Raw genomic sequence first — 14352 nt, forward strand, 5'->3', positions numbered from 1 at the left:
CAGTCTTGCACTCCAACTAGGCTGTGAGCCATGCCAGAGACTCCGGATGTGCACTACAGCTTTCTGGGCCCCGCCGGGACCTTCACCGAGGCAGCCCTCGCCCAAGTACCCGAGGCGCAGGGCCTGCCGTGGCGGGCCGTCAACAACGTGGGGGAGGCTCTCGCCGACGTCGTGAACGGCCGGAGCGTCGCCGCCATGATCGCAATCGAGAATTCGGTCGACGGTGGCGTCTCCGCCACCCAGGACGCCCTCGCGAGCGTGCCCAACCTGCGGATCCTCGGCGAGTACCTCGTACCGGTCAACTTCGTGCTTGTCGCCCGGCCCGGCACCACCCTCGACGACGTCAAGATCGTCAACGCGCATCCGGTGGCGTACGCGCAGTGCCGCAGCTGGCTCGAGGCCACCCTGCCCAAGCACGGGCACATCCCGTCGTCGAGCAACGTGGCCGCCGCAGCCGCCCTGTTCGAACCCGGGCCGGCGGATGCCGCTGTCGCCCCGCCCGGCATCGAGAAGCACCACGACCTGGTGGTGCTCGCCCGTGACATCGGCGACAACCCCAATGCCGTCACCCGCTTCGTGCTGGTCGGCCGCACCACCGAGATCCCCGCGCCCACGGGCGCCGACAAGACCAGCGTGATCGTGGAGTTGCCGGAAGACCGTGCCGGTGCGCTGCTCGAGATGCTCGAACAGTTCGCCACCCGCGGCGTCAACCTCAGCCTCATCCAGTCCCGGCCGATCGGCGATGCCATGGGCCGGTACCGGTTCGTCATCGACGCCGACGGCCACATCCTCGACGAACGGGTGGCGGATGCGCTGCTGGGACTTCGCCGGTTCAGCCCCAAGGTGATCTTCCTCGGCTCCTATCCGCGGGCCGACCGGGCGCCGAACGTGTTCACCTCCCGCTACGACGACGAGGTCTTCATCGAGGCCAGGGACTGGCTGCGCGGCCTGGTGTCGGGGGAGCCGCAGGCATGACCGGACAGGGGGATACCGGCCGCCCGGCGATCGACCCCCGTCACGACGCGATCTACCAGCGCGGCTATCAGCCCGGCACCGGCGCCCCTGCGGCCCCCGCGGCCCGCCGGCCCCTGATTGTGCCGCCGCCCGCCGGAGCCTCGGTCGACGCAGCTCGCCCTGCCGACGAGTCGATTGACGACCTCGCGGACCTGGCCATCGCCGACACCGATTTTCAGGACGAGTACGAGCCGTCCCGATGGAACCCGTACATAGCGCTGCTGTGGCTGCTCGGGGTTCTGCTTCCCACCGGCGGCCTGGCCCTGCAGTGGCAGGCGGTGAACGGAATGTTCCAGAACAACTCGTGGTCAGGGAGCGGTGCGCCGCCGTTTTCGGTGGTCATCCAGCAGTTCAGCTACGTGGCCTCGCCGTCCCTGATCACCTCCGGCTTTATGATCATGGCGGGCCTGCTGTTCTGGCACGCCGTCGCCTGGCGCGCCAAGCGGAGCGCTCGCTCATCGAGGTGAGGCCAGATCAGCCGGTGACGGCGGGCGGCCCCGCGGGCACCCGCACGAGCAGCGCGCGCCGGTCTGCGCGCAGGAACACACTGCGCACCAGCCCGAACTCGTCGCCGTCGAGTTCGAACTCCTGCGGCTTGTCGGCAACGATGCGAATATCAGAGCCGACCAGTGTGGTCATGGTGCGCTCATCGTCGGCCTCGGTGAGCTCGATGATGCGGCGGCCGACGGCCGAGCGCCGAAGGACGCCGTTCTGCCAGGTCACCCGGCGCCAGATCTTGAGCCAGCCCACCACGCCCTTGGGTTGCAGCACGGCGATGTCGAGGATTCCGTCGTCGATGATCGCATCGGGCAGAAACTGGATGTTGCCGGGAAGCAGCCCGCAATTGGCGATCAGGATGGTGCTCACTGTGGCGGCATGCTCGCTGCGGGTGCCCAGGTTGTAGCGGATGCGGAACGGTTCGGCCTTGGGGATGGCGCGCATCCCGGCGTCAACATAGGCCAGCCAGCCCACCTGCTTCTTCAGGTCGGGGCGGGTGGCGGCGATCATCTGGGCGTCCAGGCCGAGTCCGGCCATCACCAGGAACACGTGGTCTTCGATGCTGTCGTCGGCGAACGTGACCGATGCGACACCGAGATCGATCGCGCGGGAGTCGCCGGTGAAGGCGATCTCGATGGCGTCGTCGAGGCTGCTCAGGGGCAGCTGCAGGTTGCGGGCCAGCAGGTTGCCGGTGCCGACGGGCAGCACGCCCAGCGCCACTTCGCCGCCTCGGAGGGCTTCCGCCACCGCCCGCACTGTGCCGTCGCCGCCGGCGGCGAGCACCAGGTCGACGTCGTGCCGGAGGGCGCGCCGGGTGGCCCGCTGCCCAGGGTCTTCGATCGACGTCTCGTACCAGAGCGATTCCGCCCAGCCGGCCGCCTCGGCCGCGGAAGTGACACTCGCGCGCAGCTTGGCCACATCCGTCTTGATCGGGTTGTAGACCACGGCGGCGCGTTTCGGTGCCGGTGGAACTTCGTGGGGGCCGGAATCGGTGGTCTGCACCCGCACAGGCTATAGCAAGGGCGTGTGGGCGGCGCTTGTAGACTAGGCCGGTGATTGATCCGGTGCTGCTACGCGAAAATCCCGACCTCGTCAAGCGATCGCAGGAGGCGCGGGGCGACTCTGTCGAGGCCGTCGACGCTGCGCTCGCCGCCGACGCCGACCGGCGATCGTCGATTACCAACTTCGAAGCGTTGCGCGCGTCGCAGAATGCTTTCGGCAAAACCGTGGCGAAGGCCCCGCCGGCCGAGAAGAAGGCCCTGGTCGCAGAGGCGCAGAGCCTCGCCGCCGAGGTCAAGGCGGCCGGAGCTGCCGCGGCCGAGGCCGAGGAGCGGTTCACCGCGGTGATGCGCACCATCGCCAACCCCATCATCGACGGCGTGCCCGCCGGCGGCGAAGACAACTTCACCACCCTGCGCACCCACGGGGAGATCCCCACCTTCGACTTCGAAGCCCGCGATCACCTCGAACTGGGCGAGATGCTCGGCGCCATCGACATGGGCCGGGGCGCCAAGGTTTCCGGCGCCAGGTTCTACTTCCTGCGCGGCATCGGTGCCCGGCTCGAGATCGCCCTGATGAACATGGCGCTCGACCACGCGCTCGCGGCGGATTTCATCCCTATGATCACGCCCACCCTGGTGCGGCCCGAGATCATGGACGGCACGGGCTTCCTCGGCCAGCACGCCGACGAGATCTACTACCTGCCCGCCGACGACCTCTACCTCACCGGCACCAGCGAGGTCGCGCTCGCCGGGTACCACAGCGACGAGATCCTCGACCTCACCGACGGGCCGCTGCGCTACGCCGGCTGGTCCACCTGCTACCGCCGTGAGGCCGGTTCGGGCGGCAAGGACACCCGCGGCATCATCCGCGTGCACCAGTTCAACAAGCTCGAGATGTTCACCTACGTGCTGCCGGAGAACGCCGAAGCCGAGCACGCCCGCCTCGTCGCCCTGCAGGAGAGCATGCTCCAGGCCCTGGGTCTGAGCTACCGGGTGATCGACGTCGCCGCCGGCGACCTCGGCTCCAGCGCTGCCCGCAAGTTCGACATCGAGGCCTGGGTACCCACCCAGAACGCCTACCGTGAGCTGACCAGCACGAGCAACTGCACGACCTACCAGGCGCGCCGCCTCGACATCCGCTACCGCACCGAGTCGGGCAAGACCGCCCCGGTGTCCACGCTCAACGGCACCCTCGCCACCACCCGCTGGATCGTCGCCATCCTGGAGACGCACCAACAGGCCGACGGTTCGGTCATCGTGCCGGAGGCGCTGCGACCGTACCTCGGCGGGCTCGACGTGCTCACGCCCATCCGATGACCGTCAAGACCGACGCGCCCTGGCTCGTTGCCCTCGATATCGACGGCACAACCCTGCACGAAGACGGCACCATCAGTGAGGCCGTCATTCGGCAGGTGCGCCGAGTCGCCGACGCCGGTCACGAGATCATGTTCGCCACCGGGCGCAGTGCCGCCGCCACCCTGCCGGTCCTCGATCGGCTCGAGATCACGCCCAAGTTCGTGGTCTGCTCCAACGGCGCCATCACCCTGCACCGAGACGCGGATGCGCCGATGGGCTACCGCCGGGAATGGGTCGAGACCTTCGACCCCAGCGACGTACTCCTCTCCATCCGCTCGCACCTGAAGACAGCCCGCTATGCCGTCGAAGACGAGCACGGCTACTACCGGTACACCGAGCCGTTCCCCGACGCCACCATCGGCATCGATAGCGAGCACGTCGATTTTGATGAACTGCTGCTGCACGCCGCCACCCGCGTCGTGGTTGTCTCGCCCGACCACGACATGGAGGACTTCCTCCAGGTGGTGGAGCAGATGGGGCTCAACCGGGTGAGCTACGCGATCGGTTGGACCGCCTGGCTCGACATCGCCCCCGACGGCGTGAACAAGGCCACCGCCATGGAACGGGTGCGCGCCGAGATCGGCATTCCCCGCAACCGGGTGATGGCCGTCGGCGACGGGCGGAACGACATCGACATGCTGCTCTGGGCCGGCACGGAGGGCCGCGGCGTGGCCATGGGCCAGTCGCCGGAAGACGTGCTCGAGTCCGCCAGCGAACTGACGGTCAGTGTGCAGGACGACGGCCTCGCAGTGGTGCTGAGCAGCCTCTAACCAGGCCTGTGAGCCTCGTGCAGGGCCTTGCCAGATTCGCATGTCAGGCTGCACATTCCGTGATCGGCTAAGATCGGGCGCAGTTCGTTGTTGGTTCTTGCCCGTCACGGCACGATCCAGCAGTCGAACCGGGAGGGCTGTCCGAGCGGCCGATGGAGCCAGTCTTGAAAACTGGTGGGCAGAAATGTCTCGTGGGTTCGAATCCCACGCCCTCCGCCACGCGGGTGGCTGAACCTGTTGTACGACGAAAGGATTTGAGTGAGCGACCAATTGCGCCCCCGCTCGAAACGATCGAAGCAGATCAGCACACTCGCCAGGCACGGCCGGCTCAAGCGGTCCAATGCGTTCGCCAACGTCGCCAAGGTGCTCGCCGCAGCCCTCGCCGTGGTCATGGTCAGCGGAGTGTCAGTGGCCGCCCTCGCCACGCTCAATGTGGCCGCCAGCGTCAAGCCCGCTGTAGTGCTCGAGAACGAGACCGACGGCCCGATGCCCACCATCGGGTCCATCGACGGCGGAGCGAACCTTCTCCTCGTCGGTAGCGACAGCCGCGAAGGTCAGGGTGACGGCTACGGCGACCCCGACGAAGAGACATCCGTGCTCAACGACGTGACCATGTTGCTGCACATCGCCGAAGACCACAGCAGTGCCACCGTGATCAGCTTTCCCCGGGACACCTTCGTGCCGATCCCATCGTGCCCGAACCCCGAGGGCGGTACCTTCAGCTCGATGAGCAGCCAGAAGATCAACACCACCCTGAACTACGGTGGCCTGGCCTGCACGGTGATGACGGTGGAAGAGCTGACGGGGTTGTCGATCCCCTATGCCGCGCTGGTGCAGTTCAATGGGGTCGCGGCCATGTCGGAGGCCGTCGGCGGGGTGTCCGTGTGCATCGCCGAACCCATCGTCGACGAGTACACCGACCTCAACCTGGCCGCTGGCGAGCAAGAGCTCAAGGGCTTGGAGGCGCTGCAGTTCCTGCGCACCCGCCATGGCGTCGGCGACGGCAGCGACCTGGGCCGGATCAGCAACCAGCAGGTCTTCCTGTCCGCGCTCGTGCGCACCCTGAAGAGTGCCGAGACGCTGAGCGACCCGATCAAGCTGTACTCGATCGCCAAGGCCGCCGTTGACAACATGGAGCTCTCGACCTCGTTGCAGAGCATGGACACCATGGTCTCCATCGCGATGGCGCTCAAGGACATTCCGCTCGACAAGGTCGTCTTCGTTCAGTACCCGGTCTTCGTGGTCGATGGCGGTGTCGAGCCCGACGAATCTGCCGCGGCCGATCTGATCGCCGCGGTCAACGCGGATGTCTCACCCACCCTGGCGCCGGGTGAAGCCGACTTCCTCTCGGTGGCAGACCCCAACGCGGCTGTGCCGGCTGAACCCGTCGATCCCGCCGCTCCCGTGGATCCTGCCGACCCGGCCGCGGAGCCGACACCCTCCGAGTCGGCGTTGCCGAGCAACGTGTATGGCCAGGACGCCTCGCAGCTGACCTGTTCGGCCGGTCGCCCCGTCGAAGACCAGTAGCGCCACCGCGGTATCCGCTCGTAAATGTGCAAACGGATGCCGCGGTGCCGTTAGTATGGTGGATGTGCGTTTGCGCAAGCAGACGCTCGGGAGACGTCGCATAGCCCGGCTTAGTGCACCACCCTGCTAAGGTGGAGTGCCCTTCACAGGGCACCGAGGGTTCAAATCCCTCCGTCTCCGCACTTCGAAAACCCCCTGGATCACAGAGATCCAGGGGGTTTTCGCGTTTCGGTTCAAACCGGGGTGCGGTCGACCAAGGCCGGGCTGGGCAGCGCCGGCCGCCGGTCAGTGAAGACACGTAGCCCGAGCACCGCCAGAACGGCAGCAGCCAGGCATAGTGTCCCGACGACGCCCACGGTGGCGGGCCAACCGGCGAGGTCGTAGACGATCCCTGCGACCCAGCCGAAGAGGGCTGTTCCGCCCAGCCAGCACAGTTGGTAGAGCGCGGTGGCCTGGGCGCGTCCGAGCTGCGCGCGGATGCCCGACTGTCCGCTCGCAACGGGGTGCGCGGTGAAGCATCCGATCGTGAAGATCACGAGTCCGGCAATCACAGCCGGGAGTGTGGGCGTGAGCAGGAGGGCCAGTCCGATGAGCATCAGGGCGATACCCGTGAGAATCACCGGCAGCGCGCCGAACCTGGCGACGCGACCGCCCGAGACCCGGCTGGCGATGGTGCCGAAGAAGTAGGCGGCGAACAGTAACCCGACCAGCGCCGAGGGCACGGAGAACGGCGGCTGGAGCAGGCGGAAGCCGAAGTAGTTGTAGACGGCACCGAATGCGCCCATGAGTAGGAAACCCTGGGCGTACAGGCCGAGCATCACCGGATCGCGCAGTTGGAACAGGATGCGGGTGCGTAGCGGGAAGGGCTGAACGACGTCGGCCCGGAAGCCGCGCGCCCGCGGAATCAGCACCACGAAGGCGATGGCAGCGACAGCTGCCAGGGCTGCGACGACGAGCATCGCGGGGCGCCAGCCGAGCAGGTGCGAGAGCGGACCCGCGATGAGCCGGCCGCAGATGCCGCCGAAGGTGTTACCCGCAACAAAGATGCCCGCCGCGACGGCGACCCGTGATGCGGCGAGTTCCTCAGCGAGGTAGGCGATACTCACGGCGGGTACGGCCCCGAGAGCCAACCCAAGAACGACCCGGGCGAGGAGCACGCCCTCGAATGTCGGCAGCAGCGGGGCCGAGAAGCCCACCACCGTCGCCGCGGTGATGCTGAACTTCATCGCCGGCACCCGGCCGATCCGGTCGGCCAGCCAGGCCCAGGGCAACACGGATGCGGCGAGGCCGAGCGTTGTGGCCGACACCATGAGTGCGGCCTGCGAAGCACTGATACCGAGGTCGGCGCTCACGGCAGGCAAGATCGCCTGGGAGCCGAATACCTGGGCGAAGACCGCAAACCCGGCGGCGAACAGGGCAACGGTGATGCGTCGGAGCTCTGGCGCTCCGCGGTCATAGCCAGACCAGGCGCTCGCCCGCACGTTTGTCGTGTTCATCTACCCATTGTGGCTAAGGGTTGAGACCGACTCGGTCACTGTCCCTGTGAGAGCTTCACTGTAGTGACGGGGGAGAGGTCGACGGTCACTCTGTCGGAGTCGACACCCGCTTCCTCCAGGGCTTTCTCCAGATCGGCGGTGGCCGGTACCGGTGGTGCACCCTCAACATGCAGAATCACCTCCGTGCCCTGGGTCGAGACGCCGGTGACGGCCCAACCGACGGTCTCGGCCCACGCCGTGCCCACGGCCTGAACGGAGCCCTCCAGATTGCTGCGGGCCGTGACATCGACACTGGTGAGGGTGAGGGGAATACCGACCAGCAGGAGCATCGCGGAGAGCAGCAGGACGGGACCCAACAGGCTCGGTGTGCTGGTGTCGCCGGGTGCCTTGCGGCGGGTGAGCCGGCTCACGCCGTAGACCGACATCACGACGATTCCGGTGCCGAGGATGGCGACGACGTTGGTGAGGAAGAGCAGCAGGGCGCCGAGGAACTGGGTGAACGACCCGGATTCGAGAACCAGCCCGGCGACCGTGAGGGGTGGAACGAGGGAGATGGCGATGGCGACGCCGGGGAGAGTGTCGGAGATGTCGCGTCTGACCAGCGCCACCGAGCCCACCACGCCGGTGCCGAGGGCGGCGAGCAGGTCGATCAGGCGGGGACTCACCCGGGAGGCGACCTGCGCATTGGTGCCGGCCAGGACCGCCGTGTGTACGAGCAGTCCGACCGCGAAGCCGATGGCCACCGCGGCGGCGGCTCCGCCCACGACCAGGAGCAGCGAACGCACGAGATTGGCGCGGTCGCCAAGTACCGTCGCAAGCATGGTGCCCAGGATGGGCGTCATCAGGGGCGCGACGATCATCGCACCGATGACCGTGGCAGTGGAATCTCCCACGATGCCGGCCGCCGCGATGATCGAGGCGAGTATCAGCAGCATCCAGAAGCGTGAATAGCGCGCACTGACCGTGGGGCCGTCAAAGAACACGGCATCACGCATGTCGGTGGTGGAGTTGAAGCGCTCGGTCACGCTGTGAACCTAGCCCCGATGCCCAGACGAGAAAACCCGCCGGATCGTCGTGATCCGGCGGGTCCGTTAGCGTCGTGGTGACTAGTGCGCGGAGTAGCCGCCGTCGACGAGGTGGTAGCTGCCGGAGATGAAGGATGCTTCGTCGCTCAGCAGGAACAGGGTGAGGGCGGCGACCTCCTTGTCGGTGCCGAGACGGCGCGAGGCGTGCTCGCCCTCGAGCGCCGTGAGCGCCTCGGGGGAGAGGCTGGAGCGCACGAGCGGAGTGTCGATGAAGCCGGGTCCCACGGCGTTCGTGCGCACACCCTCGGCGGTGTACTCCAGGGCGGCGACCTTGGTGAGGCCGATCAGGGCGTGCTTGCTGGTGACGTACGCGGCGTTCTGGGCGATACCGACCGAACCGAGCACAGAGGCCATGTTCACGACGGCACCGCCGCCGGCGGCAACAATCGCGGGCAGCTGGAACTTGAGGCCGTAGAAGACGCCATCGAGGTTCACAGCGCGCACGCGATCCCACGCGGCGATGTCGTAGTCGCCGATGGTCTGCGGCGCGGCACCGATACCGGCGTTGTTCACGGCCAGGTGCAGTGCGCCGAAGGTGTCCTGTGCGAACTTCACCGCGGCTTCGGAGTCTTCCCACTTGGCGGTGTTCTGCAGGAACGCGGCGGCCTTTCCACCCGCGGTGACGATCTGGTCGACGACGGACTGTGCGGCCTCGAGGTTGATGTCAGTGACCACGACCGAGGCGCCACCCGAGGCGAGCTCCCGGGAGATCTCGGCGCCGATGCCGCTTCCGCCGCCGGTGACGATTGCTACCTTGTTGTCGAACCTTGCCATTTTCCGTACTTCCTATCTGTTCTGCACCGGTTTCCTCAACCGACTAACTACATGCGTTCGTATACAGGAACGGCCCAAGCTCCCGGAATATTTCATCCTCGACCGGTCTGCTCCGGACTCCCCCCGTTTGGGCCTCTGGCTGTGAGAACTCTCAGGCGATAGGGTGACTTCTTGGAGGACGGCACTGGAACATCCGATGAACACCTCACCGGCTGCAGGGCAACGGGCAGCCACACTGATATGAAGCTCAACCTGGCGCAATGCGCTCTCGAGGTGCGAAGCGACGTTCCTCGGTCGATAGAGCTGCGGGTGTCGGGCCGGCGGGTGCTCACGCTGGGGGCGGAGCTTGCGGATTCCGTGGGCGATGGAATGATCCGCTATCGACTCCCGCCGGCCTTCAGTCTCACCCTGCGGGGCACCGGGGAACTGGCTGTGCACTCTGCCGACACCGGAGCCGAGATCGATCGGTTGCCGGTGCGCGCTGCCGTCGACCCCGACAGCGGACTGCGATTCACCGATGATTCTGGGCAAGCCGTTGTGTTGAACAAATGGGGCCACCACTCGGTGACCTTCGGCGACGCCAGTGCTGAAATCGTCACCGATCTCCTTCGTCGCACGAGCGAAGTGATCGACCGGCTGAGACAGTTCGGGGTAAATCCCTGGATCATGGGCGGCACATTGCTCGGGCCGGTACGCTCCGGCGTGCTCCTGCCGCATGACGACGACGCCGACATCGGGTACGTCAGCGCCCACGACCATCCCGCTGATGTCGCCTTGGAGAGCTACTCACTGCAAAGGTTCTTGGAAGCGGCCGGGTGCAGCGTCATTCGCTACAGCGCGACGCAAATGCAGATTCTCTTCCCTGAACAGCAAGGCGCTGCGTTCCATGTCGACATCTTCGGGGGTTTCTACCGCGATGAGATGTTCATGCAACCGTTCCACGTGCGAGCAGCCATTCCGCGGGACACCTTCGACCACTTGGGCGAGATCACCATCGACGGCTGGGCCTTCCCCGCGCCCAACCCTCCCGACCGCTGGCTCGAAGCGAACTACGGGCCGGACTGGCGCATCCCGGATCCCGGCCACCGCTTCGTCACGCCTCCGTCTGCCGCCCGTCGTTTCACCAATTGGTTCGGCACCACCAACCAGCATCTGCACTTCTGGGAAGAGTACAACGCCGCCCGCGCAGGCGATTCCGGGACTCACTCCGCGACCGCCAGGGCCTTCCTCGGCCGTGTTCCCAGCGACGGGACCATCTACGCACTGGGCTTCGGGAACGGTGACGACCTGGTGTATCTCGCCAGCAAAGGACACCGCCTGATCGGGCTGGACTTCTCGAGGTCCGCCGTCACCACTGTCACGCAACGGCTCGGCGCTGGATACCCGGCCGTTGAACTGCGCATCCATGATCTGGGCGACACCCGGCAGGCGCTTGCGCTCGGGATTGCCGAGTCCGGTAGACCGGGTACGGCCCACATCTTCTCCGCCGACCTTCTGCACGCCCTCACCTTGGAAGCGCGAGAGGTGCTGATGCCGATGTTGGCAGCTCTTCTCGAGCGTGGCGGCGAGTGGGTGGCGAGCTTCGCTACAGTGCCCGCCGCCGAACTGAACAACGATGACCCGAGCACCTGGCACCTCACCGTGTCGCAGTTCCGGCAGCTGGTGGAAACTGAGCCCACGCTGGACATCCGCTTCGTCGAGGTCGCCACCACCACAGACAGGCGCGTCGCCACCGTCGGCGTGACGAGGAAAGGAACACCGCAGTGAGCGCAGCTAAGAGGCTTGTCGGACGAGTGGCCCGCAAGCTTGCCCCAGAAACGATGCGCACGCTCGAATATGCCGGCAGTCTTCGGGCGTTGAACGGCCGGCTGCCCGAGGTGATCCACAGTGTCGACGACCTCCTGGCGCGGATGGACCGCGCCGAATTCCGGTTGGCAGAGTTGGACGGTGTGCCGTATGCCATCGACGAGCTGCGGCGCGACTCTCTGCGGATCGCTGAGCTGAGCGACCTCGTGGTCACGGCGCTCGGTTCCCTGCCCGCCGGCCCGGACCGTCCGGCGTCGAAAGCCTGACCGGTAAGCGGCGGTAAGCCCCGGCGCACCGCGCCGGCAACAGACGGGCCATCGTCTGACCCCACCACGGCGGCGACCTGCGAGGACGTACTGACACCATCAGCGATGGCCGACATCGATGCCGCGGGTTATCTGCCGATCAACACCGTTCCCGCCGGACCGGACAGCATCATGGCCTCGATGATCGATGAGGGCGGGTTCAGCTGCTACTGGGCATCCGTCGGCGGAGATGTCGTCGCCTGGCTTGGTCAGGTCGGCATGGACACCGCGGCGTGGGATGCACAGCAGTCCGAGCTCATTGCCGCGGGCTTCACGGAGTCCGATGATCCAATTCCGGGAACACTGCAGGGCGTGCGCTCGGGTGACGATTACCCGACGCTGGTCAACGACGGCGGGGTCACCTACTACGTCAGCACGCCGAGCTTCCTGACCTCGGTAGCGGCGCTGCAGAATGGGATATGACCACCAGACTCCTTCTGATCTCTGACACCCACGTTCCTCAGCGGGCCCGGCGCCTGCCCGACCAGCTCTGGCAGGCCGTTGATGAGGCGGACCTGGTGCTGCACGCCGGGGACTGGGTGGACCTCCCGCTCTTCGACGAGCTCACCGAACGTTCGACCGCCCTACTTGGCGTGTACGGCAATAACGACGGTGCAGGTCTGCGGGCGGTGCTGCCGGAGATCATGCACGAGAGCATCGAGGGCATTCGCTTCGCGATGATCCACGAAACCGGGCCGGCTGCCGGGCGCGAGCGGCGGATGGACGCAGTCTTCCCCGATACCGACGTGCTTGTGTTCGGCCACAGCCACATTCCCTGGGACACGGTGTCGCCAGGGGGCATGCGGCTGTTGAACCCCGGATCGCCGACCGACCGACGGCGCCAGCTCGCGCACACCTACCTCACCGCAGTGGCCGAGAACGGGCAGCTCAGCGACGTCACCCTGGTTCCGATCACGACCGACTGACGCGTCAGGGTCAGGACCGAGAGGTCAGCGCCTCCTCCACGAACCTCGCCACGAACTCGTCGGAGGGAACCGGGCGCGAGTACAGGTAGCCCTGCACGTACGGGCACCCGCGGTCGAGCAGCCACCGGGCCTGGGCTTTGGTCTCGACGCCCTCGGCGATCACATCCAGCCCGAGCGCCGCAGCCATCTTGATGGTGAGGTCGGCCACCGGGGAATCGGTGGTGTCGTCGATCGCGCCCACGAAGGACCGGTCGATCTTGATCACATCCAGGTCGATCTCGGTGAGCCTGGACAGGCTGGAGTGCCCAGTGCCGAAATCATCCATGGAGATGAGCACACCGGCGTCGCGAAGAACCCGGATGTTGTCGCGCACGGCCGCCGCATCCGTGCCGAAATCCGTCTCGGTGACTTCGATGCGCACCAGGCTGGGCGGGAATCCCACCGTTGCGCACTCGTCGAGCACATAGTCCCCGTACCCCGCCGAGGCCAGCTCGCGAGCCGACGCGTTGATCGAGATGCTCAGCTGCTGCCCATCCGAGCGGTCTCGTCGCGCCCAGTCGGCGGCCGCTTCGATCGACTCGCGCACGACCCACCGACCCAGAACCTGCATGGAGCCGCTCGCCTCGCAGAGCGGGATGAACTCGGCCGGCGGCACCAGCCCCCGGGTGGGATGCTGCCAACGCACCAGCGCCTCCGCGCCGGCGGTGGCGCCGGTGGACAGGTGGATGACCGGTTGGAAGAGCAGGAAGAACTCCCCGTTTGTCAGGCCGTCCCGCACCGCCGCCGGCGACGCGTAGTAGCCGCCATGGGTGATCACCTTGCCGCGGCCCACGCGCTGCGCCTCGAAGAGCGCCTTGCCTGCCCGGCCGAAGAACTCACTGTCGGATTCACCGCCCTCCCGGGAGGCGATTCCCGCAGAGAAACCGGCGACCATGGTCTGCACCTGGGCGAGCCAGGTCTGGGTCTGCGCGGCCGTGAACGCGGGCAACAGAATGGCGAAGGCGTCGCCCTCCATGCGAGCCACCGTGGCGCCGGCCGGCAGCTCGGCGGAAATGCCGGCGACGAATGCCACCATGGCGGCGTCGCCACCCTCGAGACCTTCGCGCCGGTTGACCAGTGCGAATTCGTTGATGTCGAGGCGCACCAGCGAGAGCGGCACAGTGGGCGGGATGTCGCGGACGGCCGCGTTGAGCACCTGGGCGAAGCCGACGAAGTTGTTGATGCCGGTGAGTTCGTCGGTCTCGGCCATCAGGGCGCTTCGGGCGAACCAGGTGAGGCCAATCCCGGTCGCCAGCATGAGCAGCGACGACATCGCCACATCCGCCGGGCTCGTTCCGGGGTGCAGAGCGAGGGTGATCAAAGACAGTGGGATGAAGATCAGCGGGTAGGCCAGCGATTGGGCAGCGGGAATGACAGCGAAGGCGACCAGGGCGAGCAGGCTCGGAGTCCAGGCAAAGGTGTAGGTGATGGCCTGACCGCCGGTCGCGGCCTGGCAGAGCAACGCTCCGGCACCGATCCAGGCCAGGACGACGTGGCGCAGGGGCACGCGAATGCGGCTGCGAAACAGCACCGTCAGCGCACCGGTGAACAGAAGCGCTAGACCGACGACGAGGAGCACCGCCTCCGACCGGGCGTTGTGGACGGTCTGATACCAGGCGTAAACAGCCAGCGGCAGACCGAGACCGGCCTGGGCCACGCCGAGCAGGGTTCCGGCGGAGGACGCCGAGTTGAAGAGCCCGGGCCGGTAACGCACCCGCGCGCGCCGCGCAGAGAGTCGCACGCACACCCCCTTGC

The 14352-nt window shown here is 67.0% G+C and carries 14 protein-coding genes and 2 tRNA genes; 11 read left to right on the forward strand and 5 right to left on the reverse strand.

What is annotated here, in order from left to right; genetic code table 11:
• Positions 1 to 30: 30 nt before the first annotated feature.
• Together pheA and CTB96_RS07830 are read left to right on the forward strand one after the other, a co-directional pair.
• Positions 31 to 975, forward strand: coding sequence for a prephenate dehydratase (gene pheA / locus CTB96_RS07825; RefSeq protein WP_110126373.1), 945 nt, complete (start codon positions 31 to 33; stop codon positions 973 to 975).
• Entirely contained in the window at positions 972 to 1481 is a 510-nt protein-coding gene (locus tag CTB96_RS07830; protein ID WP_110126374.1) for a hypothetical protein, read from the forward strand. Before pheA ends, CTB96_RS07830 begins: the two co-directional genes overlap by 4 nt.
• Before the next feature lie 7 nt (positions 1482 to 1488).
• On the opposite strand, the gene CTB96_RS07835 is transcribed toward CTB96_RS07830, so the two are convergent.
• Positions 1489 to 2514, reverse strand: a complete 1026-nt coding sequence (locus CTB96_RS07835; protein WP_110126428.1) for a diacylglycerol/lipid kinase family protein — start codon at positions 2512 to 2514, stop codon at positions 1489 to 1491.
• A 50-nt stretch (positions 2515 to 2564) separates the two neighbouring features.
• On the opposite strand from CTB96_RS07835, the gene serS reads away from it, so the two are divergent.
• The 5 genes from serS to CTB96_RS07860 all read left to right on the forward strand — a co-directional run bounded on the left by serS (position 2565) and on the right by CTB96_RS07860 (position 6346).
• Positions 2565 to 3830, forward strand: a complete 1266-nt coding sequence (gene serS, locus CTB96_RS07840) for a serine--tRNA ligase (protein ID WP_110126375.1) — start codon at positions 2565 to 2567, stop codon at positions 3828 to 3830.
• A complete protein-coding gene (locus CTB96_RS07845) occupies positions 3827 to 4639 on the forward strand; it encodes an HAD family hydrolase (protein ID WP_110126376.1) in 813 nt (270 codons plus the stop codon). The genes serS and CTB96_RS07845 overlap by 4 nt, the downstream gene beginning before the upstream one ends.
• 131 nt (positions 4640 to 4770) lie before the next feature.
• A tRNA-Ser gene (locus CTB96_RS07850) sits at positions 4771 to 4858 on the forward strand.
• A gap of 39 nt (positions 4859 to 4897) precedes the next feature.
• Complete coding sequence (locus CTB96_RS07855) at positions 4898 to 6166, forward strand: LCP family protein (RefSeq protein ID WP_110126377.1); 1269 nt, start codon at positions 4898 to 4900, stop codon at positions 6164 to 6166.
• An 89-nt stretch (positions 6167 to 6255) separates the two neighbouring features.
• A tRNA-Ser gene (locus CTB96_RS07860) sits at positions 6256 to 6346 on the forward strand.
• A 53-nt stretch (positions 6347 to 6399) separates the two neighbouring features.
• Here the strand turns inward: CTB96_RS07860 and CTB96_RS07865 are convergent.
• The 3 genes from CTB96_RS07865 to CTB96_RS07875 all read right to left on the reverse strand — a co-directional run bounded on the left by CTB96_RS07865 (position 6400) and on the right by CTB96_RS07875 (position 9521).
• Positions 6400 to 7662: an MFS transporter gene (locus tag CTB96_RS07865; RefSeq protein ID WP_110126378.1), complete on the reverse strand. Its 1263-nt coding sequence runs from the start codon at positions 7660 to 7662 to the stop codon at positions 6400 to 6402.
• Between the two features lie 35 nt (positions 7663 to 7697).
• The gene (locus CTB96_RS07870) at positions 7698 to 8687 is read right to left on the reverse strand and encodes a DUF389 domain-containing protein (RefSeq protein ID WP_219993236.1); all 990 of its coding nucleotides are present in this window, start codon (positions 8685 to 8687) and stop codon (positions 7698 to 7700) included.
• 81 nt (positions 8688 to 8768) lie between these two features.
• Positions 8769 to 9521 carry an SDR family NAD(P)-dependent oxidoreductase gene (locus tag CTB96_RS07875; protein WP_110126379.1) on the reverse strand — a complete coding sequence of 251 codons (753 nt, stop codon included), beginning with the start codon at positions 9519 to 9521 and terminating at the stop codon, positions 8769 to 8771.
• A gap of 240 nt (positions 9522 to 9761) precedes the next feature.
• On the opposite strand from CTB96_RS07875, the gene CTB96_RS07880 reads away from it, so the two are divergent.
• From CTB96_RS07880 to CTB96_RS07895, 4 genes are all read left to right on the forward strand, one after another.
• A complete protein-coding gene (locus tag CTB96_RS07880) occupies positions 9762 to 11288 on the forward strand; it encodes a class I SAM-dependent methyltransferase (RefSeq protein WP_110126380.1) in 1527 nt (508 codons plus the stop codon).
• The gene (locus tag CTB96_RS07885; RefSeq protein ID WP_146215767.1) at positions 11285 to 11593 is read left to right on the forward strand and encodes a hypothetical protein; all 309 of its coding nucleotides are present in this window, start codon (positions 11285 to 11287) and stop codon (positions 11591 to 11593) included. The genes CTB96_RS07880 and CTB96_RS07885 overlap by 4 nt, the downstream gene beginning before the upstream one ends.
• A 105-nt stretch (positions 11594 to 11698) precedes the next feature.
• Positions 11699 to 12055: a hypothetical protein gene (locus CTB96_RS07890; RefSeq protein ID WP_110126382.1), complete on the forward strand. Its 357-nt coding sequence runs from the start codon at positions 11699 to 11701 to the stop codon at positions 12053 to 12055.
• Complete coding sequence (locus tag CTB96_RS07895; protein WP_110126383.1) at positions 12052 to 12558, forward strand: metallophosphoesterase family protein; 507 nt, start codon at positions 12052 to 12054, stop codon at positions 12556 to 12558. Before CTB96_RS07890 ends, CTB96_RS07895 begins: the two co-directional genes overlap by 4 nt.
• A 10-nt stretch (positions 12559 to 12568) precedes the next feature.
• On the opposite strand, the gene CTB96_RS07900 is transcribed toward CTB96_RS07895, so the two are convergent.
• A complete protein-coding gene (locus tag CTB96_RS07900; protein ID WP_146215768.1) occupies positions 12569 to 14338 on the reverse strand; it encodes a putative bifunctional diguanylate cyclase/phosphodiesterase in 1770 nt (589 codons plus the stop codon).
• Positions 14339 to 14352 lie beyond the last annotated feature (14 nt).

It is taken from the genome of Cryobacterium arcticum, from assembly GCF_003185895.1.
In the GTDB taxonomy this organism is placed as follows: domain Bacteria; phylum Actinomycetota; class Actinomycetes; order Actinomycetales; family Microbacteriaceae; genus Cryobacterium; species Cryobacterium arcticum.